The sequence below is a fragment of the Arenibacter nanhaiticus genome, assembly GCF_900141935.1.
Taxonomy (GTDB): Bacteria; Bacteroidota; Bacteroidia; order Flavobacteriales; family Flavobacteriaceae; genus Arenibacter; species Arenibacter nanhaiticus.
Genome location: NZ_FQYX01000024.1, coordinates 23,412 through 48,559 on the forward strand (window position 1 = coordinate 23,412; position 25,148 = coordinate 48,559).

At 38.8% G+C, this 25,148-nt stretch carries 25 protein-coding genes; 8 read left to right on the forward strand and 17 right to left on the reverse strand.

Annotated elements, in window-relative coordinates; translation table 11 throughout:
• Positions 1 to 585 precede the first annotated feature (585 nt).
• From BUA16_RS13480 to BUA16_RS13540, 13 genes are all read right to left on the reverse strand, one after another.
• Positions 586 to 1,293: a response regulator transcription factor gene (locus tag BUA16_RS13480; protein WP_072765326.1), complete on the reverse strand. Its 708-nt coding sequence runs from the start codon at positions 1,291 to 1,293 to the stop codon at positions 586 to 588.
• Positions 1,294 to 1,299: 6 nt separating this feature from the next.
• Entirely contained in the window at positions 1,300 to 2,874 is a 1,575-nt protein-coding gene (locus BUA16_RS13485; protein WP_072765283.1) for a sensor histidine kinase, read from the reverse strand.
• An 85-nt stretch (positions 2,875 to 2,959) separates the two neighbouring features.
• Positions 2,960 to 3,541, reverse strand: a complete 582-nt coding sequence (gene coaE / locus BUA16_RS13490; protein ID WP_072765284.1) for a dephospho-CoA kinase — start codon at positions 3,539 to 3,541, stop codon at positions 2,960 to 2,962.
• Positions 3,538 to 4,419, reverse strand: a complete 882-nt coding sequence (locus BUA16_RS13495; RefSeq protein WP_143150512.1) for a YbbR-like domain-containing protein — start codon at positions 4,417 to 4,419, stop codon at positions 3,538 to 3,540. Before BUA16_RS13495 ends, coaE begins: the two co-directional genes overlap by 4 nt.
• Before the next feature lie 64 nt (positions 4,420 to 4,483).
• On the reverse strand, positions 4,484 to 5,506 hold the full coding sequence (locus BUA16_RS13500; RefSeq protein ID WP_072765286.1) for a glycosyltransferase family 2 protein: 1,023 nt from the start codon (positions 5,504 to 5,506) through the stop codon (positions 4,484 to 4,486).
• A 66-nt stretch (positions 5,507 to 5,572) separates the two neighbouring features.
• The gene (locus BUA16_RS13505; RefSeq protein WP_072765287.1) at positions 5,573 to 6,385 is read right to left on the reverse strand and encodes an enoyl-ACP reductase FabI; all 813 of its coding nucleotides are present in this window, start codon (positions 6,383 to 6,385) and stop codon (positions 5,573 to 5,575) included.
• Positions 6,386 to 6,410: 25 nt separating this feature from the next.
• Positions 6,411 to 8,063: a DNA repair protein RecN gene (gene recN / locus BUA16_RS13510; protein ID WP_072765288.1), complete on the reverse strand. Its 1,653-nt coding sequence runs from the start codon at positions 8,061 to 8,063 to the stop codon at positions 6,411 to 6,413.
• A gap of 54 nt (positions 8,064 to 8,117) precedes the next feature.
• Complete coding sequence (gene porD, locus BUA16_RS13515) at positions 8,118 to 9,008, reverse strand: type IX secretion system protein PorD (RefSeq protein WP_072765289.1); 891 nt, start codon at positions 9,006 to 9,008, stop codon at positions 8,118 to 8,120.
• The gene (gene coaBC / locus BUA16_RS13520; RefSeq protein WP_072765290.1) at positions 9,001 to 10,206 is read right to left on the reverse strand and encodes a bifunctional phosphopantothenoylcysteine decarboxylase/phosphopantothenate--cysteine ligase CoaBC; all 1,206 of its coding nucleotides are present in this window, start codon (positions 10,204 to 10,206) and stop codon (positions 9,001 to 9,003) included. Before coaBC ends, porD begins: the two co-directional genes overlap by 8 nt.
• A 5-nt stretch (positions 10,207 to 10,211) precedes the next feature.
• Positions 10,212 to 10,544: a DNA-directed RNA polymerase subunit omega gene (locus tag BUA16_RS13525; RefSeq protein ID WP_178338886.1), complete on the reverse strand. Its 333-nt coding sequence runs from the start codon at positions 10,542 to 10,544 to the stop codon at positions 10,212 to 10,214.
• Between the two features lie 13 nt (positions 10,545 to 10,557).
• A complete protein-coding gene (locus tag BUA16_RS13530; protein ID WP_072765291.1) occupies positions 10,558 to 11,379 on the reverse strand; it encodes an outer membrane protein assembly factor BamD in 822 nt (273 codons plus the stop codon).
• A 144-nt stretch (positions 11,380 to 11,523) separates the two neighbouring features.
• Complete coding sequence (gene dapA / locus BUA16_RS13535) at positions 11,524 to 12,414, reverse strand: 4-hydroxy-tetrahydrodipicolinate synthase (RefSeq protein WP_072765292.1); 891 nt, start codon at positions 12,412 to 12,414, stop codon at positions 11,524 to 11,526.
• A complete protein-coding gene (locus BUA16_RS13540; protein ID WP_072765293.1) occupies positions 12,414 to 12,950 on the reverse strand; it encodes a DUF6913 domain-containing protein in 537 nt (178 codons plus the stop codon). The genes dapA and BUA16_RS13540 overlap by 1 nt, the downstream gene beginning before the upstream one ends.
• 71 nt (positions 12,951 to 13,021) lie before the next feature.
• Here BUA16_RS13540 and BUA16_RS13545 point away from each other — a divergent pair, with 71 nt between their 5' ends.
• From BUA16_RS13545 to BUA16_RS13565, 5 genes are all read left to right on the forward strand, one after another.
• The gene (locus tag BUA16_RS13545; protein ID WP_072765294.1) at positions 13,022 to 13,786 is read left to right on the forward strand and encodes a 5'-nucleotidase C-terminal domain-containing protein; all 765 of its coding nucleotides are present in this window, start codon (positions 13,022 to 13,024) and stop codon (positions 13,784 to 13,786) included.
• Position 13,787: 1 nt separating this feature from the next.
• Positions 13,788 to 14,699 carry a bifunctional metallophosphatase/5'-nucleotidase gene (locus BUA16_RS13550; RefSeq protein ID WP_072765295.1) on the forward strand — a complete coding sequence of 304 codons (912 nt, stop codon included), beginning with the start codon at positions 13,788 to 13,790 and terminating at the stop codon, positions 14,697 to 14,699.
• Positions 14,700 to 14,709: 10 nt separating this feature from the next.
• A complete protein-coding gene (gene fdhD, locus BUA16_RS13555; protein ID WP_072765296.1) occupies positions 14,710 to 15,543 on the forward strand; it encodes a formate dehydrogenase accessory sulfurtransferase FdhD in 834 nt (277 codons plus the stop codon).
• A gap of 172 nt (positions 15,544 to 15,715) precedes the next feature.
• A complete protein-coding gene (locus BUA16_RS13560; protein WP_072765297.1) occupies positions 15,716 to 16,087 on the forward strand; it encodes a DUF7009 family protein in 372 nt (123 codons plus the stop codon).
• Positions 16,087 to 18,396 (forward strand): FdhF/YdeP family oxidoreductase, encoded by a 2,310-nt coding sequence (locus BUA16_RS13565; RefSeq protein WP_072765298.1) that lies wholly within the window; start codon positions 16,087 to 16,089, stop codon positions 18,394 to 18,396. The genes BUA16_RS13560 and BUA16_RS13565 overlap by 1 nt, the downstream gene beginning before the upstream one ends.
• Before the next feature lie 244 nt (positions 18,397 to 18,640).
• On the opposite strand, the gene BUA16_RS13570 is transcribed toward BUA16_RS13565, so the two are convergent.
• The 4 genes from BUA16_RS13570 to BUA16_RS13585 form a co-directional block, all read right to left on the reverse strand.
• Positions 18,641 to 18,940 carry a hypothetical protein gene (locus tag BUA16_RS13570; RefSeq protein WP_072765299.1) on the reverse strand — a complete coding sequence of 100 codons (300 nt, stop codon included), beginning with the start codon at positions 18,938 to 18,940 and terminating at the stop codon, positions 18,641 to 18,643.
• A 107-nt stretch (positions 18,941 to 19,047) separates the two neighbouring features.
• On the reverse strand, positions 19,048 to 21,042 hold the full coding sequence (gene ligA, locus BUA16_RS13575) for an NAD-dependent DNA ligase LigA (protein ID WP_072765300.1): 1,995 nt from the start codon (positions 21,040 to 21,042) through the stop codon (positions 19,048 to 19,050).
• Between the two features lie 109 nt (positions 21,043 to 21,151).
• A complete protein-coding gene (gene prmC, locus BUA16_RS13580; protein ID WP_072765301.1) occupies positions 21,152 to 22,027 on the reverse strand; it encodes a peptide chain release factor N(5)-glutamine methyltransferase in 876 nt (291 codons plus the stop codon).
• 70 nt (positions 22,028 to 22,097) lie between these two features.
• A complete protein-coding gene (locus tag BUA16_RS13585; RefSeq protein WP_072765302.1) occupies positions 22,098 to 22,586 on the reverse strand; it encodes a GNAT family N-acetyltransferase in 489 nt (162 codons plus the stop codon).
• 42 nt (positions 22,587 to 22,628) lie between these two features.
• On the opposite strand from BUA16_RS13585, the gene ribD reads away from it, so the two are divergent.
• From ribD to BUA16_RS13600, 3 genes are read left to right on the forward strand one after another with little or no spacing between them, the layout of a single operon-like run.
• Complete coding sequence (ribD, locus tag BUA16_RS13590) at positions 22,629 to 23,681, forward strand: bifunctional diaminohydroxyphosphoribosylaminopyrimidine deaminase/5-amino-6-(5-phosphoribosylamino)uracil reductase RibD (RefSeq protein WP_072765303.1); 1,053 nt, start codon at positions 22,629 to 22,631, stop codon at positions 23,679 to 23,681.
• The gene (locus BUA16_RS13595; RefSeq protein WP_072765304.1) at positions 23,674 to 24,276 is read left to right on the forward strand and encodes an HAD-IA family hydrolase; all 603 of its coding nucleotides are present in this window, start codon (positions 23,674 to 23,676) and stop codon (positions 24,274 to 24,276) included. The genes ribD and BUA16_RS13595 overlap by 8 nt, the downstream gene beginning before the upstream one ends.
• 1 nt (position 24,277) lies before the next feature.
• Entirely contained in the window at positions 24,278 to 25,141 is an 864-nt protein-coding gene (locus BUA16_RS13600; RefSeq protein ID WP_072765305.1) for an EamA family transporter, read from the forward strand.
• The last annotated feature ends 7 nt before the right edge of the window (positions 25,142 to 25,148 follow it).

The window sequence follows — 25,148 nt, forward strand, 5'->3', positions numbered from 1 at the left end:
CCCCAGGGCAATACAGTCTGCGCCGACAACCCACAAATATGACTCCAAGGGTTTTCTGTTCGATCCTGATGTTTACCTAGACCCTAGATTGAAAAATTAGGCTTCAAAACTCAATATATTTTCGTGTCAAAACGCTTGCATTCTTCGCTACTTCCGATTCCCATTTGGCTACTCTCTTTAAGATTTACACCAATTAAACTTGCAGATTAACCATTACTTTTATTGCAACATTGGCCGCTGGTATGCGTTAGGGATCGCGGCGGCATCCCCGCAGCAAAGCAAGGGATATAGCCAAGAGCCCGACCGACGAAGGAGGGAACGCCCAAATTAGAATGACCAACGCTTTTAGAATCTGTAATGGCCTAGCCCTATTACGAGATTTCGCTCCTTACAATCAGACTATCAATAGCTCTGCTATTTCTGTTAAAATAAAAAAGCACCCGAAAAACCCAGGTGCTCTATTATATATTTGCCAAATTTTAAGGATTTGACTTACTTATTGCCCCACAGCTATTTTAGTTATATGACACAATAATGATAGCGATTCTCTTGGTCACTCCTTCATAAATAAGAAAGGGCGCGATATTATTCCGTTTTCACAACTAACCTAAATCCTTCGCCGTGTATATTTAAAATCTCTACGGTATCATCCTTTTTAAGGTACTTACGCAATTTAGCTATATACACATCCATACTACGAGAAGTGAAATAATTATCGTCTCTCCATATTTTTGTCAAGGCGAGCTCCCTAGGCATTAAATCGTTCTCGTGTAGGGCCAACAAACGCAACAGCTCATTTTCCTTTGGGGATAATTTGATAGCTTCTTCATCTTTATATTTCAAGAATCGAAGTTTTGAATTCAAATGGAATCCACCTATAGTAAATTCGAACTGTTTGCTATCGGACAAAGAACTTGTAGATTTTCTTTGGAGCAACGCCCTTAGTTTCATCAATAACACTTCAGAATCAAAAGGCTTGTTCAAATAATCATCGGCTCCGGCCTTATACCCCTTCAACACATCTTCCTTCATGGTTTTAGCGGTAAGAAAAACTATAGGCACGTTTTCGTTCTTTTCTCTAATTTCTTTAGCCAAGGTAAAGCCATCTTTATATGGCATCATTACATCTAGAATACAAACATCGAAATTATCTTTTTTAAATTTCTCGAACCCTTCCATTCCATTTTTTGCCAACGTCACATCAAAATCGTTCATTGCCAAATAATCTTTTAGAACAATTCCAAAATTTGGGTCGTCCTCTACTAAAAGTATTTTCTTTTCAACTGTTTCCATCATAGTTTAAATTAAAGGTAGTTTTATATAAAAAGTGCTTCCTTTTCCTTTTTCACTTTCTGCAAAAACTTCTCCTTGGTGATCATCAATTATTTTTTTCACGTACGCGAGCCCTAATCCGTGCCCCTTAACGTTGTGTATATCCCCTGTGTGTTCTCTATAGAACTGTTCAAAAACCTTTTTAAGTACAGATTTACTCATTCCTGCCCCTTGATCTTGAACTTTAATAACAATAAAATTATTGGCCAATTCCGTAAATACATCAATTTTTGGCGTATCTGGGGAATATTTTACAGCATTATCCAATATGTTTACCATTACATTGGTAAAATGCATTTCATTGGCCAATACTTCAGATCGTTCTGCGTTAAAATGGGTATTGATATACCCTCCTCTATCGGCAACGATTAGTTCTACATGTGTAATCGCATCTGCTATTATGTCGTGTACATCTTCCCTATCCTTACTAATATCGAGTTGATTCTTTTCTAATTTTGAAATCCTCAATACATTTTCTACTTGGGCATGCATTCTTTTATTCTCATCTCTTATCATTTGCAAGTACCTCAGTACCTTCTCCTTGTCATTTATTATTTTTGGATTCCTAATAGCCTCTACCGCTAAGTTTATCGTCGCAATAGGTGTTTTAAATTCATGCGTCATATTATTAATAAAGTCAGACTTTATTTTTGAAATCTGTTTTTGCTTTATCAATTGATAAATTGCACCAGCATATGCCACCACAATAATTAATGTAAATGTCAGGGACAAAATTGCCATCCCTAGAATTGATTGTATTAAAAACCTTTTCTTTTTAGGAAAGGTCAACAAAAGGGAAAAATTTGTATTTCCTTCACTATCAGAAAACAATGGGGATTTATACAGGCTTGTATTCGAAAATTTAAATTTCTTGGATTTCACTTTCGTGGGCAAGCCCTTGCTGTATACCCCGTATTCATAATCAATATCTATACCACTATTTTTAAGCTCTCGGCTTAAGAACAGTTCGATCTCTTGTCTGGTCACTCGTTTATGAATAGACCTGGACTTAGCCAGCTCCCTAAAAGCCAGATCCATACCAATCCGATCTACTGAAGCAAGCTCACCGATTTTCTTTATTTTCTGAACCGGAGTAAGGGCATATGATTTGCCATCCAGACCAAATTCTTCTTTAAATATTTCTGTAGTTTTAGTACTCGTAATATTTTTAAAAGTGGTGGTTTCTGAACCAATATCAAAGAGCGTAGAGGCCAAATCGTAATCTTCTTCTAAAATACCGTGCGTATAAAACCTTATTTCATTGGAATTAATATCACGATCGAAAAAAAAGAAGTTCTTAAGATGGGCTGCTTTTGGCTCTCCTATTGAATCCTTTAGTTTGTAAAACTCATCTAGATAATCTTGAACTTCTCTTTTTTCAATATTTTCGACAACCCTATTCAATATTTGGGTTACCGTATTGGAAAACTGCTCTTCTTTATCTTGTACAGACTTATTGATCCAATAACTTTGGACAAAAATAATTCCAATTAAGGAAAGGCTCATTAAGACCACCAAAAGACCAAATAACCTTTTATTCATTTGCAAGTAAAATTATAAATTTAACATTTAGGGAATTGCCCCTTTAACCTAATCTTAACAAAGATGTTAAAACCCTGTCGATACCCTACATTTTAAGTAAGATTTTGTGCACCCGTTGCACTTCTTTAAGGGTTTGCTCAAGATCGGTGTTATGAATTACAAAATCGGATACTTCCTCTTTTTTTTGATCGGGCCATTGATTTTTCATTCTATCCTCGACTTTCTTCGCCTCCACTTGGTCTCTCTTCACCACCCTATTGACTCTATCTTCTTTAGGTGCGGTTACCAAAATAATTTTATCATAAAAATCGACGCTATTATTTTCAAAAATAATAGCAGCTTCCTGAATGACGTAAGCTGCGTTTTGCTTTTTTGCCCATTGCAAAAAATGCTGTCTCACTGCAGGATGGACAATCCGATTTAAAGCTTGCAGCAATTCCTTGTCCTTAAACACCTTATTTGCAATAAAAGTCCTGTTCAAAACTCCATTTTCATAACTTTCTGCCCCCAACAAGCCTCGAATATCTTCCTGTAGCTCCTTGGATTCGGCCATCAGTATTTTAGCTTGTACATCTGAGTTATAAACAGGCACCCCCAATGCTTGGAACATTGCTCCTACCGTAGATTTCCCACTACCAATACCACCTGTCAAGCCTACAATCTTCATTCTCTTTTTAAAATAAATTCTACTTCATTTTCTTTTAGTTCTACCACGTTTAAATGATCTGGCTTTTTAAGCAGTTTTAACTGAAGAATATTATCACGACCTTCCTTGATCTCGGCATAATCTACCACCACCAAAAAATTGGTTACGCTTATGTTTTTCAGATCTTCCAAACGGGCTTTGCAAATCACCGACACCCGATCTGGAAAGGTTCTTACCAAAGTTCCTTCGGGCACATTAATTACCTGCACGGGTACTTCTATAAGTTTCTCGGAAAATTTAAACACCTGCACAGAAACCGTCGTTTCCTTATGCGAATATCGGGTATGTTTTAAATTCTTAGGAAGCCTTAAGGCCAACTTTTTATTAAAATCCATTTTTAACTGAGGCACTACCAAGGATTCCGTCTCTATAAACTGCAAACTATCAATTTCATGTTTAGGTCCAATAACAGTAAGTTTGCTTGGCTCTAATCGCAGCGTTCCATCAATCAAATAATGTGGTTCTAAATTCAGTTTTACGTTAGCGGTTATAGGAATCTCCCTTTTGTATAATTTTCGGAAGTCAAAAAACAGGGTGTCCCTGTCCATATCCAGTATAGAGATCGATTTTGGCAATTGATTTTCGATCTGATTTTTATACACGGAAGGTGGTATATAATATTTTGTCCCCTTTTGTTTTAAGGACGACAACGATAAATGCACTTGCTTGTTTCTAAAACCAAACAATAAAAACTGAAATCCACTAGTCCGCAGTCTCACCTTGATATTTTTTTTAGAAGCTCCGTTAAACAACAAACTATCAGGGGGTCGACTGTATTGCAAATCGAACTCGGCGTTCTCTGTATAATTCTCGGTTAAATTAGTTACAAACCAGGCCAAAAACGAACACGTCAAAAAAATTAAGGAAAGCTTTACTTTCCTTTTATCAAGTCGTTTTTTTATATTATTTATCACGTTGTAAATTAGGTTTAAAAAATAACTTAGGGAACAATTCTTGCGGCTCCTTTTTACTTAGGGCCATAAGAACCGTATTCTTTAAAAACCCTGAACCATATCCCATAAACTGAATGGAGGCGGCGATTAGGGACAGAAATGCAATAACAATATTCTTATGCAGGACTAAAGAATGAACAAATAGGGCTATAAAATACAAAGCGAACAATGAAATAAGCCAATAACTCCCTAAGATCGCAAGCACCATGGCAGCGATAAATCCGACACAGAACAAAGTCGGGAACCAATAGGTAATTTTAGCTGTTCCGGGATGCCAACGATTTAGAATTGGTCTTACCTTTCCAAATTTACTTACTTGTTTATAGAACTTATTCCAATCGATCCTTCTTTTGTGATATACAAAAGCCTCTGGTATCAATTTAGTTTCAAATCCTTCCTTCCAGATTCTAAAAGTAAGATCTGGATCTTCTCCTGGGTGAATATTGCCATAGCCTTTTGTTTTTTCAAAGGCTATTTTAGAAATCCCCATATTAAAACTCCTCGGTTGAAACTTACCTACAGCGGCCTTCGCTCCTCTAATCCCTCCAGTGGTCAATAAAGAAGTCATCGCGTAGTTTATTGCCTTCTGAACCACGGTAAAAGATTCGTGTGCAGCATCGGGGCCACCAAAACAAGGAACGTATTTTTTGTTTAAGGATTCCGCTACCGCACCTAGGTAATGAGGCGGCAAAATACAATCGGAATCCAGGACAATAAAATAGTTTCCTTTGGCACGTTTCATCCCATAGTTCCTAGAATCGCCTGGGCCAGAATTTTTCTTAGTCAGGTAGGTAATAGAAAGATTGTCCTTAAAGGCTGCTACCACCTCTTGGGAACTATCTTCAGAACCATCTTCAACAACCACTACCTCAAAGGGCTTCCCGTACGTTTGCAAGCTGAGGCTTTGCAACAGCTCTTTTATTTCAATAGGTCTGTTGTAAACAGGAACGATAAAAGAAAAAAACAAATCCATTAATTTTGTATATAAAAACAAAAGCCATCCCAATGATCGGATGGCTATTGCATTAGTATTATAATTTTACTCGGAAAATTTATCCACTATCTCCTGGCTCACCCCAGTATTGGAAAAACCGCCATCATGGAATAAGTTTTGCATGGTTACCTTTTTTGTAAAATCCGAAAACAAGGTAACGGTATAATCGGCACAGTCTTGAGCAGAGGCATTGCCGAGCGGCGACATTTTTTCGGCATAAGAGATAAAATTATTGAATCCTTTTACTCCTTGGCCGGCCGTCGTAGGTGTTGGGGACTGAGAAATGGTATTTACTCTTACTTTTTTCTCTTTTCCAAAAAAGTACCCGAAGCTACGTGCCACTGACTCAAGATAGGCTTTATTGTCTGCCATATCGTTATAATCGGGAAAGGTACGTTGTGCCGCAATATAGGACAAAGCTACCACGCTTCCCCATTCGTTCATGGCATCGGCCTTGTACAAGCTCTGTAACACCTTGTGAAAGGACAAAGCGGACACATCCCATCCTTTGGTCGTGAAATCGTATTTCTCGTCAGTATATGCCCTGCCTTTACGTACGTTTACGGACATCCCAATAGCATGTAGTACGAAATCTATTTTGCCACCAAGAATTTCCATTGATTTGGCCACTAAATTATCCAAATCTGCCTCACTAGTAGCATCGGCAGGAATGATTTCGGAGCCTGTTTTTTTTGCTAATTCATCTATTTGCCCCATACGCATAGCGATGGGTGCATTGGTCAACACAAAAGTACCGCCCTGTGCATGTACTGTTTCTGCTGTCTTCCAGGCTATTGAATTTTCGTCCAAAGCCCCAAAAATAATTCCTTTTTTTCCTTTCAATAAATTAATCGACATACGAATCTTTATTTATTTAAGATCATTAATTCAATAACTGTTTTGCATGGGCCAAGGCCGACTGGGAGATTGTTTTTCCGCCTAGCATTTCGGCCAGTTCTACAACTCTTTCTTCTTCGGATAGCTTTTTCATTTTTGTATTGGTTCCCAAAAGCTCCTCTTCCTTATATACCTTATAATGATATTTTCCTTTAGCCGCAACCTGAGGCAAATGCGTAATGGAAAATATTTGCATTGTTTTACTCATTTCCTGCATGATAGCTCCCATTTTGGTAGATATTTCTCCAGACACCCCGGTATCGATTTCATCGAACATCATCGTAGGCAAATTTTCATACTTCGCCAAAATAGCTTTAATGGCCAACATGATTCGCGACAACTCCCCTCCGGAAGCTACCCGCTTTAATTCGCCATAGGCAGAGCCTTTATTTGCCGAAAACAAAAAGACCAGATCATCCTTTCCTGAGGACATAAACTCCTTACTTGGATTGATCTCTATTTTAAAGGTAGCACTTGCCATCCCCAATTCTCCCAAACTGGCTGCCAATTGCTCTTTTAGAGTTTCTATGACAGACTTTCTATTGTTGCTGATGTGCTGTGCCCTTGCATTCAGCTCTTTTTCTAAAAGCTGTAGTTCTTTCTTCTTTGCCAAAATATCGGCATCGATATTCTCCGTAGCACTGACGCTTTTTTCAAGCGCTTCCTTTATAGCTATCAGCTCGGACACATCTTGCACCTTGTGCTTCTTTAACAAATCGTATAACAATTGCAGTTTTCCATTGACTTCTTCCAGCAATTGTGGATTCACCTCCAAGCGCTCCTGAAACTGGTTAAGTTCACCAGATATATCATCCAATTCAATGAATACCGAAATAATACGTTCGTTTATAGCCTGGTATTGGTTCCCAAAGGCAGACAATTTACTGGAGGTCTGTTTTAATTGTGTCAATAAATTTAACACCCCTACCTGTTCGTCATTAAGGAGCTGCTCCCCGTGAGAGAGCTGATCCATAATAACTTCTACATTATTAAGTTCCTCGTACTGTTCTTCCAATTCTGCTACAATCCCTTCTTTTAAAGGGGCAGCACTTAATTCCTCTAACAAAAAACTATTGTACTCGTGCTCCTTAGCGGCCGTTTTTTGAAAGTTAATTAAGCGATCTAATTCTTTAGAAGTCTTTTGATATACAATAAGGTCTTCTCTATACGCTTGTAGTGGTTTTTCATTATCCGCCAAGGCATCGATGACCTTTAATTGAAAATCGTTTTCCCCCAACTTTAGGGTTTGGTGTTGCGAATGCACATCTATCAACCGCTCTCCCAATTGGGTCAAGACCCCTAGGTTCACAGGAGAGTCATTGATAAAAGCCCTAGACTTGCCACTTGGCAATATTTCTCTTCTAATAATAGTCTTTTCCTCGTATTCTAGATCATTAGCCTCAAAAAAAGGTTTTAAACCATATTTAGAGACCTCAAATTCGGCCTCGACAATACATTTATTATCTTTTTCTTTTAAGGATGATAGATCTGCTCTATTGCCCAGCACCAAGGACAACCCACCTAGTAAGATTGACTTACCAGCACCGGTTTCCCCGGTAATTATGGTAAAACCATTGGTAAACTTTACGTTTAAATGGTCTATTAAGGCGTAGTTTTTTATGGATAAATTTGTCAGCAATGTATAAAGTTTATTGCAGTAAAGATAAATTTTATTCCAGTGGAAAAAAACGGTTTAAAATTTTATTTCGTTCCAACTGGAAGAATATAGCGGCGCTATCTTATTTAGGGTTTCTTTTAAGGCAACCACATCGACTTTTGGGCCATCGGAAAATACATTTTGAATCTCTTCGGCCTTGGCATCAAAAAAGATCTGCATTAAAAAACCATTCGGCCGGCGGTTAACCATGGTTTCGAATAGGCGCATGGTACCCGCTACTACCTGTTTTCCCGAACTGGTATTATCGGCTAATACATCCATGCCTTTTCTGTGGTAATTATACAATGCCACTCGGTATTCCTTATAGGTATTAGATAATAGGTTATCTACTAGCTCAAACCTACTTCGATTCCCTGATGCCTGTGCCCAGCCCGAAAAATTAGCACTTTGCGCCAAGGCTACAATCTGTTGGGCCTTTTTAAAATAATCATTTCCTCCTTCCAAGGAAAACGTATCGGCATCTAATCCCAAAATAATATTAGCATAATACGAAATCACTGCCACTAGGTTAGATTGTATATTATTTTCATTGAACACCAAAGGCTGAAACTCTATATACTCAAAATTAAATTGATTGTCCTTATAGTTAAAAATTGGGCTTTCGTAGGCGGTATTAAAAACAGGCCTTGAAGATTGTATTTGTATACTGGCCTTAAACCTATTGGACTCAAATTCAGAAATAGCAATAAACATCTGGGCGTTTACCCTTTCGTTCTCCTTATAAATTCTGTCGGACCAAGTGGTTTTATTGACAAAATCGTTCAGGGAGCGTTCCAAGGTTTTAAATATTTGCTGATTGGTTTGCCCTACCTGATCGGAATTTACAGTGACCACACAGTTCAACTCCTGAGCTCCCAAAAGGAAGGAGAAACTTATAAAGAATAGGGTTAATATCAGCTTACGCATAGATTTTAGCTATAATTTCATTTAAAATATCCGCAGCAACCGCTGACTTGGTTTTTAACTCAAACGTTTTAATATTCAAATTCTTATCTATGAAGGATATTTTATTGGTTAATTCACCAAAACCTGCCCCCGAATCGTTTAATGAATTGAGAACAATAGCATCTAGATTTTTCCTTTTTAATTTTCCTATCGCATTTTCCACTTCATTCTGGGTTTCCAAAGCGAAGCCTACAAGAAACTGCTGCTTTTTTAATTCTCCCAATGAAAATAAGATATCCCGGTTTTTTACCAAGGTAATCGTAAATTCTTCTGTAGATTTCTTTATTTTCTGATCAGCGACAGCCTTAGGCCTGTAATCGGCCACCGCAGCCGCACAGATTACGATATCACAAAGATGGTAATCCCTTAAGGTTGCCTGATACATTTCGTCGGCCGATTTCACTTTTATCAACTCAATATTGTTATGCTGAATTGACAAGTGGGACGGCCCTGACACTAAAATCACTTTAGCCCCCAAGGAAGCTGCTTTTTTGGCCAATTCATACCCCATTAAACCAGTAGAATGGTTCCCAATATAACGAACCGGATCAATAGCCTCATAGGTAGGCCCTGCGGTAATTAATACTCGTTTCCCACTTAAGGGCAATCCCTTTGCTAGATGCTCTTGTAGAAAATCGACGATCTCCTCTGGTTCTGCCATTCTCCCTTCACCATAGAGTCCGCTCGCCAATTCCCCCGAAGTTGCCGGAATCATGATATTACCAAAAGAAGCTAATTTTTCAAAAGAGGCCGCAGTAGAGGGATGTTGGTACATATCCAAATCCATTGCTGGCGCAAAATACACCGGACACTTGGCCGATAGATAAGTTGCCATCAGCAAATTATCGCAAGTACCATTGGCCATTTTAGACAAGGTATTTGCCGTAGCCGGAGCAATCAGCATTATATCTGCCCAAAGCCCTAAGGCTACATGATTGTTCCAATCCAAGCTTCCCTCCTCTTGATCTACAAAAGACGTCAGCACCGGATTTTTAGATAGTGTCGCTAAGGTAAGGGGGGTAACAAAAGAGCTGGCGCTTTCTGTTAAAACAACTTTAACATCAGCGCCAGCTTTAATAAGTAAACGAACTAAAAAGGTAGTCTTGTATGCAGCTATACCCCCAGAGATTCCTAAAAGTACTTTTTTACCGCTCAACATCCTTATTAAGCGTCTTTTTCTGTGTTCCTGTGATAAATCTTATCGTCTAACCACTCTCTTACTGCCAATGCGTGTGGTTTTGGTAATTTTTCGTAAAACTTGGAAACTTCAATCTGCTCCTTGTTTTCAAAAACCTCTTCCAAACTATCGCTATAAGTAGCAAACTCTTCCAATTTCTCTAAAAGCTCCTTCTTAATTTCAGAATTTATCTGAACAGCTCTTTTAGAGGCAATGGATATAGCTTCGTATATGTTTCCTGTAGGTGCATCAAAATCGTTCTTATTGATGGTTACCGTAGAAACAGGAGCTTTCGAATTTTTTAAGTCATTCATATTCATGTGAAAAGGAGTTTTATTTGGAATAATTTTGTAATTCTTTATCTATTTTCTCTAAAGTCTTATTAGCATCTTTTAGATAACCGGACTCTGGATAATATTTTTTCAACACGGTATAAACAGATTTCGCATCGGTCAATCGCTGTTTCTTTAAATAATCGAAACTATTCATGGCCAAACTTGTAGAGGCCATAAACTTATAATACAATGCATCTTCTCTATAAACCGACCCTGGGTTATCTGAAATAAAATTATCAAAAGCAGTTACTGCAGGCGTCAAAAAAGAATAATCAAACTCACCAATGGTCTTGTATTGCTTCGCAATTTCAAAAGCTTTACGTTCCTTTTTGGTAGTTAATTCCTTCGCCATAATATTAGCTTCGGCCATATACTCTGCATCTGGATATGTATTGATAAAATTCTGTAATTTCATCAAGGCTTTATCTGTATCTGTCTGATCCAAAGAATATTTTGGAGAAAGCTTGTAATAACTTTTTGCCCCTAAAAATCCAGCTTCTACCGCCTTATCACTTTTAGGATACGATTTCAAAAATCTTTCAAACTGATATCCTGCCATATTATAATCCCTATTCTCGAAATAAGAATTCGCTAGAAAAAACATCACCCTCTCTCCTTGAGGTTTCCCTATATATTTGGGAGCTATTTGCTCTAACAAACGGTTTGCCCTTTTATAATCGCCTTCGTTATAAAATTTTTCTGCCAAATCGTACTTTGCTTTAACATCCTCGTTTTTAAGCACCTTTTGATACTCACTACAAGAGTTTAATAGTACGGCTGCAAATAATATGGAAAATAGTCTCTTCATTTTTAAAAACATTCTGCAAAATTAGGGATTCTAAACGGATATAAAAAACATTTTTATAGCACTAAAATAACTACCTGCCCTGCCAACTACAATCTTTTGTGCAAGTTTTAACTTTAATCATATTTAATTTTGAGAATATTAGGAACCCCCAAACACCTAAGCCACAGTTTTAATTAGGCTATCCATAAATGTTTTTAAGCTGTTTTTCAGTGACGAAGTAGCCTCTACCAAAGGCAATCTCACCTGAGCAGAACATAGTCCTAAAATTTCAAACACAGCCTTAATACCTGCCGGATTCCCTTCCTTAAAAATTAGGTCGGCACCATCTTGTAGGGCATACTGCAATTCGAAAGCCTCTTTTACTTTTCCTTCCAGCCCAAAACGAATCATTTGTGAAAAGGCTACGGGCACCCCTTGTCCTAAAACAGAAATAACCCCTGCCCCACCGGCAAGCACTGTAGACAGCGCCGTAAAATCGTCACCGGATATCACCATAAAATCTTCTGGTTTGTCTTTTATGATTCTCATTACCTGAACCATATCGCCAGAAGCCTCCTTTATAGCTACGATATTTGTAAAATCGTTGGCCAACCTCAATACTGTTTCGGGTAACATATTACTTCCCGTTCTTCCTGGTACGTTATAAAGTATAACAGGTTTGGAAGATGCAATGGAAACCGCTTTAAAATGCTGATAAATTCCTTCCTGGGTAGGCCTATTATAATAAGGAGAAACTGATAAAATAGCAGCAAATTCATCCAAATTAGTCTTCTCTAACTCTTCTACCACCGCTACTGTGCTATTTCCACCTACACCCAACACTAATGGAAGTCTGCCAGCATTGGCCGCTACAACGGTATCGATTACAAGTTGCTTTTCCTTATCGGTCAGCACTACAGATTCTGCCGTTGTACCCAAGACCACAAGGTATTCTACCTCACCGTCAACACAGTAATTTACTATTTTCTCTAACGCAAGCGTATCAATAGAGAGATCCTCCTTAAATGGAGTAACCAAGGCAACACCCGTACCAATCAATTGTTTCATTATTTAATCGCATTTAAAACCCTTAAGTATTTCGCCAGTTCTTTTTTGAACGTTTGAAAATCCTTAATAGGAATATTCAATATCAAATCATTTAAATTTTTATCCACTTCCCCAAAACCTACTTTTAACTTGGTCTTGGCTTTTATCGTCATTAATTGCAACAACAATTTGTCTTTGGTATAATAGTTCACCAACAGGTCGTACTCTCTGCCTAAGAATTCTGAAACATGACTGTTTTCAATTTTTCCACCCCACCCTAAATCCTTGTCGGAAAATATAGCAGTGGTATAAGGCGAGTTTTTGTCGTGATGTTTTTTATATCCAATTATCTGAACAGCATTGGAACGCAATGAAAATTCTTCTATAAACTCATAAAACTGCGTAGTATCCGTCACCTCATCCAAATCAACAATACAACCTATAGAACTTATTCCTTTATTAGGACTAACAAGCCTTGACGACTCCTTTAACCCTTGTTTTAAAGCCTTTTTACCGGCTTTAAACTTAATTTTTTCTGTGAGCGATTTTAAAAACATGTACTTTTACATTATCGTGGTGGTAAAAGTAAATAATATCATCTCAATAATAATACGAAGGTAATAACTATATGATTTTAAAAAACCAACATTTTGTTATTTTTGTAACAACACTACTATTTACCTCCTGTAAACACTCCGTTTCCAAAGTAGATACCATAGAAGGGAAAATTATTAAAATCGACTCTTCTTACGCCTCTGAAGGCACTATTGAAGCATTTGTAAACCCTTATAGAGAACGGATAAATCAGGTATTGGACAGCACCCTTGCTTATGCCCCTAAAACGATTTCGAAAACGGACGGCAAATACAATTCTACGGCCGGGAATTTAATGGCCGATATTGTCCTAGAGGAAGTAAATCCGATTTTTAAATCCAGGACCGGCAAGGATATAGATTTTGTTCTTCTTAACCATGGTGGCATAAGAACCAATATTTCTAAAGGCAATATCACCACTAGGACTGCCTATGAAGTAATGCCGTTTGAAAATTCCGTTTTTATTGCCGAATTAAATGGGACTGCTGTAGAAGCCTTGGTTTCTTATCTTATACAATCTACCAAACCACACCCTATAGCTGGCATCCAAATTACAGTGGACGAGAATAAAAATTTAAAAGCTGTAAATATCCAAGGCAAACCATTCGACAAGGACAAAGTTTATTTTGTGGCCACATCAGATTATTTAATAACTGGAGGCGACAATATGAGCTTTTTTAAAGAGCACCTCTCTTTGACCAATGTTGATTATTTGCTTAGAAACACTTTGATCGATTATTTTTCTAAAAAAGACACTATTACTTCTGTAGTAGACGACAGATTTATACAAGAAAATTAAAATGGAGCGTAGAGAATTTATATCAAGAACTGCAGCTACCTCAGCTTTTATTGGCCTAGGCGGATTATCTTTTAGTTCTTGCCAAAGTACCGCTAAAAAGCATATCACAATTTTACACACCAATGATGTGCATAGCCATATTGACCCCTTTCCGGCCCATCATTCTAATTTTCCAAATTTAGGAGGATTGGCAAGACGCGCTACATTGGTAGCCCAAATCCGAAATGAAAACCCCAATACCCTTTTATTCGATGCCGGGGATATATTTCAGGGCACCCCCTATTTTAATTTTTATGGCGGAGAACTGGAGTTTAAAATAATGAGCATGTTAAAATACGATGCTACCACCTTAGGTAATCACGATTTTGATAATGGCCTAGAGGGACTTTACGCCCAATTGCCCCATGCAAAATTTGACTTCTTATCGGCCAATTACAATTTTTCAAACACCCTTATGGATGGCCACGTAAAGCCCTATAAGACTTATTTACGCGATGGTGTGAAAATTGGCGTTTTTGGATTAGGAATAGAACTAAATGGTTTGGTAAGCAAGGATCTATATAAAGAAACCGGATACCTGAACCCGATAGAAGTAGCGCAGGATATTAGTCGTACCTTAAAAGTTGAAGAGAAATGTGATATCATCGTCTGCTTATCGCATATGGGATATCAATACCAAAACCTTCAAAAACCGGACGACTTAAAACTAGCTGCCCAAACAGAGCACATCGATTTAATTATTGGCGGACACACCCATACCTTCTTAGACAAACCCACCATTGCAAAAAACAAAAACGACCGGCAAGTATTGGTCAACCAGGTAGGTTGTTTCGGAATCAATTTAGGGAGAATCGACTTTTATTTAGACGAACAAAAAAACATCAGTACAGAAGGAACATCCATCACAGTGTAAAGTAAATACCATGGACAAGGACACCAAAAAATCTACCTTAAAAAAGCAAATCATTAAAATTAAGGGCGAAACCATAGAGGAGGTGGACGATTTTTTGGCCGTTGAAGATCCATTGGAAATTAGCCTTAGCATCCTAGACGCCTCCCCTAAGGTAACCCATAAAAACATTTCCATCACCATGCGTACCCCGGGCAGCGATAAAGAATTGGCTCTTGGATTTTTATTTACCGAAGGTATTGCCTCTTCTAAGCAACAAGTAGCCAAGGTCGATACCACCCCTAACACCACACATGTATTCCTCAATACTTCCGAAAAATTAAACCTCAGCTCCTTAGACAGGCATTTTTATACCAGCAGCAGTTGTGGGGTTTGTGGAAAAGCCAGCTTAGATGCCATAAAAACCGTTTGCCGATTGCCCAGCACTCCCGGCAGTTTTCAAATAGAGCCACATGCCATCAAAACCTTCCCATCCATATTAAAACAGAAACAAGCTATTTTTAAAAATACAGGAGGTCTCCATGCCGCTGCTATATTTAATACCAATGGAACTTTCATTTGCCTAAAGGAAGATGTTGGAAGGCACAATGCCTTGGACAAACTAATAGGACACTTTTTTCTAAAAGACCAATTACCCTTAGACCAACACCTATTATTACTAAGCGGTCGTGCCAGTTTTGAACTCATTCAAAAAGCTGCCATGGCCGGAATTCACTTCATCATGGCCGTAGGAGCTCCTTCGAGCTTGGCAGTAGAGATGGCCAAGGAACACCATATAACTTTAATAGGGTTTCTCAACGAATCTAGATACAACATATATAGTGGTGCTGATCGTATAAAACTTTAGCCGTATATTCTTTGAAGCCAAATTCTTAATTCCTAGCTTTAGGAAGTAAGTTTAATCACGATATGAGCATGACCAAAATTTGGTCGCAAACACCAATTCAGCTATACTGAATTACACACTTGTACTGAGCCCAGCCGAAGTAGGACCGTTATAAAACAATAAACAGCTACATATGAAAATAAGAATTCAAGGCAATTCCATTCGCTATCGACTTACTCGTTCCGAGGTTCAAAAATTAGGACAGAGCGGCTATATTGAGGAACGTACGGAATTTAACGGAAAAAGTTTTATTTATGTGGTAAGAACAAAACCAGACATTACCACCCTATTGGCCGAATTCAAACATGACACCATCACCTTATTCTTACCGGCTTCAGAACAAAACCTATGGCCACAAAGTGAGCGTATTGGGTATGAACACAAAATGGTTTTAAACAACGGAAATACCTTATCCCTTTTGTTAGAAAAAGACTTCGTTTGTTTAGATGAACGCATAGAAGATCAATCTGATAATTACCCTAATCCGACAGCAGCCAAAAAATAATGGATCCTTCTTCTAAAGACAAGACGCCCAAGGCAGAATCACCGGCAAAATTAACCGGTCTACGGACTTCCGAGCCCAAAAAAGTAGCTGCAGGAATCCCTGCCGTCATTTCGTCTGCCAAACATGTTTTTAGTGAAATGGGTATTCTTAGAGGCTTCAAAGCTATGGCAAACCTCAACCAAAAAGGCGGTATTGATTGCCCCGGCTGTGCTTGGCCAGATCCGGACGACGAACGCAGCCCTATTGCCGAATACTGCGAGAATGGCGCAAAGGCCATTGCAGAGGAAGCGACTACCAAAAAACTAGGACCCGCTTTTTTCAAAACCAAAAGTGTCTCCGAGCTATCAAAACTATCGGACTATGAAATTGGCAAAAAAGGCCGAATCGCCCAACCGATGTACCTCCCCATAGGCTCCGACCATTACCAAGCTATAAGCTGGGAAGCTGCTTATAAAAAAATCGGCGCACATTTAAACGCTTTAGAAAGTCCGGACCAAGCTATATTTTACACCTCTGGCCGTACTAGTAACGAAGCCGCTTTCCTATACCAGCTCTTCGTTAGGGAATTTGGAACCAACAACATGCCCGATTGCAGCAATATGTGCCACGAAAGTAGTGGCGTAGCCCTTAACGATACGCTAGGCATCGGCAAGGGATCTGTTACCTTAGACGACTTCTACAAAACGGAAGTCATCCTTATTTTAGGACAAAATCCCGGCACTAACCACCCCAGAATGCTTAGCGCCCTGCAAAAGGCCAAGGAAAATGGAGCTACGATAATTGCTGTAAACCCTATCATGGAAACGGGATTGCTAAATTTTAAAAATCCTCAAGAGGTGAAGGCCCTTTTAGGAAGCAAGACCAAGCTGTCCGATATTTATCTTCAGGTAAAAATAAATGGCGACATGGCCCTATTACAAGCTTTGGTAAAGCTTATGATGGCCGAGGAGAAAAACAATGCGGGAAAGGTATTTGACTTGTCCTTTATTAGTAAAAAAACAATGGGCTTTCACGATTATCTCACCCATATCGAAAGCCTTGATTTAGATACCCTAATCGCGACCTGTGGCATATCTTTGGTACAACTACAACAAGTAGCCAGTATATTGAGTAACAAAAACAAAATTATCGCCTGTTGGGCAATGGGCCTTACACAGCACAAAAATGCTGTCGCCACTATTCAGGAAGTTGTCAACCTCCTACTTTTAAAAGGAAGTATAGGAAAACCAGGGGCTGGTACCTGTCCGGTTCGCGGACATAGCAATGTTCAAGGAGACCGCACCATGGGTATCTATGAAAAACCTCCCAAGGAATTATTAGACAGCCTGGAAAAGGAATTTAACTTTAAACCACCCCGAAAAAACGGCTACGATACGGTTGAAAGTATAAGAGCGATGTCTGAGGGCCGGGCAAAAGTGTTTTTTGCCATGGGTGGCAATTTCCTTTCCGCTACTCCAGACACCTTATACACGGCCCAAGCATTACAGCGCTGCGACCTGACAGTACAGGTATCTACAAAATTAAATCGCAGCCATTTAATTCATGGTAAAGAAGCCTTAATTTTACCGTGTTTGGGCAGGACAGATAAGGACATCATTAACGGAGAGCAACAATTTGTGAGCGTAGAAAACTCTATGGGAGTTGTCCATAGTTCCAAGGGAAGCCTACAGCCTATCTCGGAACTCTTACAAAGCGAACCTTCTATAGTGTGCAATATAGCCAAAGCCACCCTTAAAAAAAGCAAGGTTAACTGGGATCACTTTTTAGCGCATTACAATCATATCAGAGACAGCATAGAAGCCTGTATACCAGGTTTCAAAGATTACAACAATCGCGTTCAGGAAGGCTTTTATCTGCCCAATACCGCCAGAGAAAACACCTATACAACCCCTACAGGGAAGGCGCATTTTACCATTTCCGACAATACCCCAATACCTTTGGAAAAGGACGATTTAATGATGATGACCGTCCGTAGCCATGATCAATTTAACACCACTATATACGGACTAAACGACCGGTATAGAGGTGTTTACAATGAAAGAAGAGTAATTTTTATGAATCCAGCCGATATTTCTAAGTTTGGTCTAAAAGAAGGCGACTTAGTAGATCTTTACAATTTTCATGACAAGGCCACAAGGGTCGCAAAAAAGTTTATTCCGGTACCCTACAACATACCTCAACAATGTTGCACCACTTATTTTCCAGAAACCAACGTCTTAGTCCCCATAAGCAGTACGGCCGATAAAAGCAATACCCCCACCTCCAAATCGGTTGTGATAAAAATAAAAATACACCAATTAGAGGATTAAAGCTTAAGTTTCTTTAATTCATATCAAGTCAAAAGCATGGGATTTACAATAAAAATAGCAATCTATAATTTCGCTTATAGTAAAAATAATTTGGGCGTTCCCTACTTCGTCGGGCGGGCCCTTGGCTATATCCCTTGCGCGGCTGCGGGGATGCCGCCGCGGTCCCTAACGCAAAAAAAGCCACTGCTGAACAACTATCAGCAGTGGCCTTTCAAGAACTACTTGAAAAGGCAATCCGAAATTCTTATTGTTCTAAAAAATACGTTACCATTATTTTCTGTTCCTCCTTTAAACTTACCTTCGGATAATCTCGGCCAGCCTGTCGATACCAATAGCCAGCATTAAATTTATCGCCTTCTTGTCGATGTAAATACCCATGAATCCAACTCCCCTCCATCGTATGCAAATCTTGCGCAATATTGTGGGAAGCATTCCAGTCCCCTTTTAAATCGTACCACATTGCCCGTAAGGCTTCGGTCCAAAATGAAGGCGGCGTATCGGCCTGTAATGTTTCTAGAAATTCTTTAAAAGTTTTAGGCTTCATCTTCATTAAAATTTTTAATCTACTTATAAACTGTTCTGACGGCAACACCTACCAGAAATAAAACTACCTTATCACTTCTATTTAGTCTAAGGAAGTTTCCCCATACCTTATAGCATTTCGAGAAAATCCTCCTCTGAAATAATGGGCACCCCTACACTTTCTGCCTTAGTTCTTTTACTGGGCCCCATTTTATCCCCAGCGACAAGAAAGGAAGTTTTAGAAGAAATACTCGATCCCACTTTACCCCCATTATCCTCGATCATTTTTTTGAGCTCGTCCCTACTCACTTTTTCGAACACGCCAGAAACGACAAAGGTTTTCCCTTTAAAGAGTTCTGTCTGATTTAGAAGCTTATCTGCAGAAAGTTCAAACTGCACACCATAGGATCTTAACCTTTTTAATATTTCCAAATTCTTTTCGTTTCCAAAAAAGCCGACAACACTTTCGGCAATACGCTGTCCAATTTCATCAACAGTCATCAGTTCTTTAACAGAAGCTTCCATTAAGGCCTCTATGTTTTTATAGGCTTTGGCCAATTTTTTAGCCACCGTTTCCCCAACAAACCTAATCCCTAAGGCAAACAACACCCTTTCGAAAGGAATATTAACAGAGGCTGCCACCCCATTTATCAAGTTTTCGGCCGACTTTTCTGCCATTCGCTCCAAGGGCAATAACTGTTCTTTGGTCAGCGTATATAAATCGGCATAATTTTCAATCAACCCTTCTTTAAAAAGCAATTCTACTGTTTCCCCGCCCAAGCCTTCTATATCCATGGCTTTTCTAGAAATATAGTGTTGAATACGCCCAGTAATTTGTGGTGGACACCCATATTCATTGGGGCAATAATGCTTGGCATCGCCTTCTGTGCGCACCAAGGACGCATGACACTCTGGGCAGTGGTCTATATATTGCGTCGGCAGTGAATTTTCCGATCTTTTTATTAAGTCCACTCCGACTATTTTCGGTATTATCTCGCCTCCTTTTTCCACAAAAACGGTATCTCCTACCCTGATGTCGAATTTTTCAATTTGATCGGCATTGTGCAAAGAAGCTCTTTTTACGGTAGTACCGGCCAAAAGAATCGGTGTTAAATTGGCGACAGGAGTAATTGCCCCTGTACGACCTACCTGATAGGTAATCTCTTCTAAAACTGTAGACACTTGCTCTGCCTTAAATTTATAAGCCATAGCCCAACGCGGCGATTTAGAGGTGTACCCCAATTCTTCTTGTTGTTGAATACTATTTACCTTAACCACCACACCATCGGTTTCATAAGGCAATTCATGCCTATGAATATCCCAATACTCTACAAATTCCATTACCTCATCGGTGGTTTTACACAATTTTGCCACGGAAGGCACTTTAAAGCCCCAGTTTCTGGTTTTTTCCAACACTTGGTATTGCGAGCTCAGCCCTAGATTTGTTCCCACAACACTATACAGCAAACACTCCAAAGGCCGTTCCGCCACCAAGGCACTATCTTGTAATTTTAGACTCCCAGCGGCTGTATTTCTTGGGTTCATATAAGGTTCCTCTCCGTTTTCTATTCTTTCAAGGTTCATTTTTTCGAAAGCTTCAAAAGGCAAAACAATTTCCCCTCTAATATCGAACTTTGAAGGATAGTCGCCTCTTAATTGTAAAGGAACGGTCTTAATTGTTTTTATATTATTGGTGACATCATCTCCTTGAAAGCCATCTCCACGGGTTAGGCCGCGGACCAATTTCCCATCTTCATAGGTTAAACTAATAGAAGCCCCATCATATTTTAGTTCACAGGTAAATTCGACGGTCACATCGCCCAATATTTTTTGAATCCTTTTTTCCCAATCTTCCAAATCCTCCTTGGAATAAGAATTGTCCAGGGAATACATGCGATGCTCATGAACAAGAGTTTCAAAATTTTTAGTAACCATTCCACCAACCCTTAAGGTAGGAGAGGTAGCATCGTAGAATTCAGGATAATTAGCTTCCAATTCCTGTAATTCCTTTAGTTTCATATCAAATTCAAAATCAGATATGGTAGCACTATCCAATACATAATAATTATAATTATGCTCTTGTAGCGCTTTGCGCAGTTCTTCTATTTTTTGTTTTATATCCATTTAAAAATGCTCCTTTTTCCCCATGTTCATCACGGAAAAGGTTTTTAATTTTTTGTTCATACAACAACTTCCACTTTTCGCTAATGGATCGTCATTTTCTTAATTATCTTTATTGCTTTAACACACCTTTCAGCATTCTGTCGTTTCCGAACATATCTTTACGGAGTTCTATATCCGTAAATTTTGCATCTACCAACAGCTCTTGCGAGGCCTCCCCCAAATATTGGTTAATTTCAAAAAACAATACCCCTTCACTTTTTAGATGGGCAGCGGCAAATGCTGTTATGGTCCTATAAAACACCAACGGATCATGGTCCGACACAAAAAGAGCCAAATTAGGCTCATGATCGAGCACATTGGCATTCATCTCCTTTTTTTCGAGTTCCCTTACATAAGGCGGGTTAGAGACAATAACATCAAAGCTGTCATCCAGTGTTTTCAATTGGAGTATATCAGAATGTATAAATTCAATTTCCACCTCATTATCCAAAGCGTTTTGCTTGGCTATTTTTAAGGCATCCTCAGATACATCGAGGGCAAAAACCTTTGCATCGCCAAGATTTTTGGCCAAGGCAATAGCAATGCACCCACTACCGGTCCCGATATCTAAAATTCGAATTGGTTTTTCACTCTCCCTAGCATCTTCCTTTCTGATTGAAATGGTATCTAGAATCCATTGCACCAATTCTTCTGTTTCCGGCCTAGGAATCAATACATCTTGGGTCACGGAAAACTCCAAATCAAAAAAATAGGCTTTTCCTAGAATATGTTGAATGGGGCGTTGTAATTTTAATTGACTCAATCCGGAAAACAAGGAACCTTCTTCCTCCTTAGAGACCATCAAATTGGGCTCTAAAGCCAAAACAAATCTTTCTAGCCCCAAATAATGTTCTATCATCATATAAAAAAAGCTATCTATCTCCTCTTTGGGATAAACAGGACCAAGTTCTTGATGAAAAATATTTTTAATTTCTTTAAGCAGCATAGCATAGGCGTTGTAATCGCCAAATTTCGCCTTTCTATTTCATTTCTGCAATCAATATATAAACCACAGATTAAGATAATTCCTTTAGCATCCAAACAGGACAGGAATAGTGACCTGTATTTCCCATTGGCGATTCTATATATTCAAATCCCGATGCAAGGTATAGCTTCTGAGCATCTTTCATAAAGGGCATGGTCTCTAAATAACATTGTTCATAACCGTATTCTTTAGCTTTCCGCAAACATATTTCCATCATCTTAGCCCCTAGACCCCGGCCTCTAGCTTCTTCCAAAAAATACATTTTTTGCAATTCACATACGTTCCCTTGGTAATTCTCCAACGGGGCTATTCCTGCTCCCCCTATAATTTTTCCTCGGTCCTCCACCACAAAATAATCGGCTTTGGGTTGCTCATAATTTTCGAACATATGGTCTAAGGAAGCATCCTCATAAGCAGTACCTACCTTTGGCACCCCCAAATCTTCCAAAACTTCCCGGATTACCTTGGCTACCACTTTGTTGTCTTCAGACTTTATTTCCCTTATAATTGCTGTGATCATATGGTTCTTAAAACTATCTAATTATTATACTATTTTTGTGAAGTGAAGATACATGAAAAATATATTTCCAGGTGCATTGAACTAGCTAAAAATGGCCTGGGCACAACCTTTCCCAACCCTATGGTTGGCAGTGTCATTGTGCATAACGACAAAATAATTGGCGAGGGCTATACGAGCCCCTATGGAGGACCACATGCCGAAGTAAACGCCATTCTATCCGTTGCCGACCCTAGTGTACTAGCCGAGGCAACCATCTATGTAACCCTTGAACCTTGTTCCCATTTTGGAAAGACCCCTCCTTGCGCCGACCTTATCCTAAAACATAAGATTCCAAATGTAGTTATTGGTCTTTTAGACCCACATGAAAAAGTAGCCGGAAAAGGAATAGAGAAACTAAAAGCTGCAGGTTGCCATGTAAGTGTTGGTGTTTTGAAAAAAGAATGCAAGGACCATCACAAACGCTTTCTGACCTTCTACGAGAAAAATCGACCTTATATTATTTTAAAATGGGCCGAAACTAGTGACGGGTATATAGCTCCTTCCCAAGAGAAAAGGAACAGTACACCAGAACCTTTTTGGATCACCAATGCAAACTCCCAACAAATGGTGCACCAATGGCGCTCTGAGGAACAAGCTATTTTAGTGGGCACCAATACCGCATTGCAAGACAATCCTAAATTAGATGTCAGGCATTGGAAGGGAAAAAACCCTATAAGAATTGTAATAGATAAAGCACTTAAAATTCCATCTCATTACCATCTAATGGACGGCAGTGTTAAAACAATTGTCCTCACTGCGGTGGAAGAAACAAACGCCCATATTAAAGACATTGATTACGAAATCATTGATTTCTCAGGCAATATCGCCCAGCAAATTTGCGAAGTCCTTCACAAACATCAGATTTTAAGTGTTATTATTGAAGGAGGCAGCCAAACCCTGCAATCCTTTATTTCTGAAAATTTATGGGATGAAGCTCGAATTTTTATCGGTAAACCCGTTTTTGGAAAAGGGCTAAAAGCCCCTACAATAAATGGGCGTCGCCATTCTGAACAATATATTGATACGGACAACTTAATTTTTCTAAAAAATGATTAAAAACATCATCTTCGACTTTGGCGACATTTTCATTAACCTGGACAAACAAATTGTTTTTAAAGAGATGAAAAAACATGGGATCCATGATTTCCTGCCTAGATTAACCCCTTTAAATGAAGCGTTTGAAGTAGGCAGCATTGGTCCCGATGAATTTTTAAACGAACTGCATTTACATTTCCCCCAGGTAAGTCCTTTGGAAATAAAACGAATATGGAATTCTATGTTATTGGATTTCCCTGAGTATCGATTACAATTTCTTGAAGATTTGGCCAAACAACAAGATTACCGCCTATTCCTTCTTAGCAATACAAATGCCTTGCATATTCCGCATGTAGAACAACAAATGGGAAAACTACAATTTGAACGTTTTAGGAATTGTTTTGAGCAGTTTTACTTATCTCATGAAATTAAGCTAAGAAAGCCAAACCAAGAAATCTTTGAGTTTGTCCTGAATGAAAACAATTTAAAGGCTTCAGAAACATTTTTTATAGACGACACCTTAGAAAACACAGTGGCCGCAACACCACTTGGCATAAAAACCTGGAATCTTTTAGTTGGCAAGGAAGACATCATCAGTTTAAAAGAAAGGCTTTAAAATGGTAAATTTAGCCTTAAGTGTTATTTTCTCTAGCTTAATTTTTGTCATTTTTAAATTATTTAGGAAATACGATATAGAAACACTTTATGCTATTATCACCAATTATTTTGTAGCGTGTATCGTAGGGGTATTATTTTACCAAAAGAATGTCTCTTATGCCGAGATCCCCAAGAAACCGTGGTTTTTAGGCTCCCTGCTCCTAGGGTTTTTATTTATCCTCGTTTTTAACCTTATGGCCGCCACTTCCCAAAAGAGCGGCGTATCGGTGGCTTCGGTGGCCACCAAAATGTCATTGGTGATTCCGGTACTGTTCAGTGTTGGTTTTTATAATGAAAAGCTTTCCTTTCTTAAAATTGTCGGTATCGTATTAGCGCTTGCCGCGGTCTATTTTGTCTCGGTCAAGGAAAAGGGGTTTAAAATCAATAAAAGAGTTCTAATACTCCCTTTATCCGTTTTTATAGGTTCCGGGATCATAGACACCAGTATAAAGTACTTAGAAACGAGTTGGGTTCCTCAGGAAGAATTTCCTTTATTCTCGGCTGCTGTTTTTGCCTCTGCTGCTAGCATTGGCTTTATTTACTTGATTATTAAATCTTTTAAAACCAGGATTTCCATCAATTTAAAAAACGTCCTAGCCGGGGTATGCCTTGGGATACCAAATTACTTTTCGGTTTATTTTTTATTAAACGCCTTACAACATGAAAGTTTGAGTACCGCAACCGTGTTTACATTAAACCATGTTGCCATAGTTATGCTGTCTACTTTATTGGGAATTATCTTGTTTAAGGAGCATATGAGCAAAAAAAATTGGGCAGGAATAGCACTAGCAGTTGCCAGTATCTTTTTAGTTGCGTTATTTTGAAGATTCT

Bases quoted from the DNA above. Each gene is read 5' to 3' on its own strand.
- BUA16_RS13480 (WP_072765326.1), bottom strand. From the start codon at position 1,293: ATGGAAACAGTTGAAAAGAAAATACTTTTAGTAGAGGACGACCCAAAT.
- BUA16_RS13485 (WP_072765283.1), bottom strand. From the start codon at position 2,874: ATGAATAAAAGGTTATTTGGTCTTTTGGTGGTCTTAATGAGCCTTTCC.
- coaE (WP_072765284.1), bottom strand. From the start codon at position 3,541: ATGAAGATTGTAGGCTTGACAGGTGGTATTGGTAGTGGGAAATCTACG.
- BUA16_RS13500 (WP_072765286.1), bottom strand. From the start codon at position 5,506: ATGGATTTGTTTTTTTCTTTTATCGTTCCTGTTTACAACAGACCTATT.
- BUA16_RS13505 (WP_072765287.1), bottom strand. From the start codon at position 6,385: ATGTCGATTAATTTATTGAAAGGAAAAAAAGGAATTATTTTTGGGGCT.
- porD (WP_072765289.1), bottom strand. From the start codon at position 9,008: ATGCGTAAGCTGATATTAACCCTATTCTTTATAAGTTTCTCCTTCCTT.
- coaBC (WP_072765290.1), bottom strand. From the start codon at position 10,206: ATGTTGAGCGGTAAAAAAGTACTTTTAGGAATCTCTGGGGGTATAGCT.
- BUA16_RS13525 (WP_178338886.1), bottom strand. From the start codon at position 10,544: ATGAATATGAATGACTTAAAAAATTCGAAAGCTCCTGTTTCTACGGTA.
- BUA16_RS13530 (WP_072765291.1), bottom strand. From the start codon at position 11,379: ATGTTTTTAAAAATGAAGAGACTATTTTCCATATTATTTGCAGCCGTA.
- dapA (WP_072765292.1), bottom strand. From the start codon at position 12,414: ATGAAACAATTGATTGGTACGGGTGTTGCCTTGGTTACTCCATTTAAG.
- BUA16_RS13540 (WP_072765293.1), bottom strand. From the start codon at position 12,950: ATGTTTTTAAAATCGCTCACAGAAAAAATTAAGTTTAAAGCCGGTAAA.
- BUA16_RS13545 (WP_072765294.1), top strand. From the start codon at position 13,022: ATGATTTTAAAAAACCAACATTTTGTTATTTTTGTAACAACACTACTA.
- BUA16_RS13550 (WP_072765295.1), top strand. From the start codon at position 13,788: ATGGAGCGTAGAGAATTTATATCAAGAACTGCAGCTACCTCAGCTTTT.
- fdhD (WP_072765296.1), top strand. From the start codon at position 14,710: ATGGACAAGGACACCAAAAAATCTACCTTAAAAAAGCAAATCATTAAA.
- BUA16_RS13560 (WP_072765297.1), top strand. From the start codon at position 15,716: ATGAAAATAAGAATTCAAGGCAATTCCATTCGCTATCGACTTACTCGT.
- BUA16_RS13565 (WP_072765298.1), top strand. From the start codon at position 16,087: ATGGATCCTTCTTCTAAAGACAAGACGCCCAAGGCAGAATCACCGGCA.
- BUA16_RS13570 (WP_072765299.1), bottom strand. From the start codon at position 18,940: ATGAAGCCTAAAACTTTTAAAGAATTTCTAGAAACATTACAGGCCGAT.
- ligA (WP_072765300.1), bottom strand. From the start codon at position 21,042: ATGGATATAAAACAAAAAATAGAAGAACTGCGCAAAGCGCTACAAGAG.
- prmC (WP_072765301.1), bottom strand. From the start codon at position 22,027: ATGCTGCTTAAAGAAATTAAAAATATTTTTCATCAAGAACTTGGTCCT.
- BUA16_RS13585 (WP_072765302.1), bottom strand. From the start codon at position 22,586: ATGATCACAGCAATTATAAGGGAAATAAAGTCTGAAGACAACAAAGTG.
- BUA16_RS13595 (WP_072765304.1), top strand. From the start codon at position 23,674: ATGATTAAAAACATCATCTTCGACTTTGGCGACATTTTCATTAACCTG.
- BUA16_RS13600 (WP_072765305.1), top strand. From the start codon at position 24,278: ATGGTAAATTTAGCCTTAAGTGTTATTTTCTCTAGCTTAATTTTTGTC.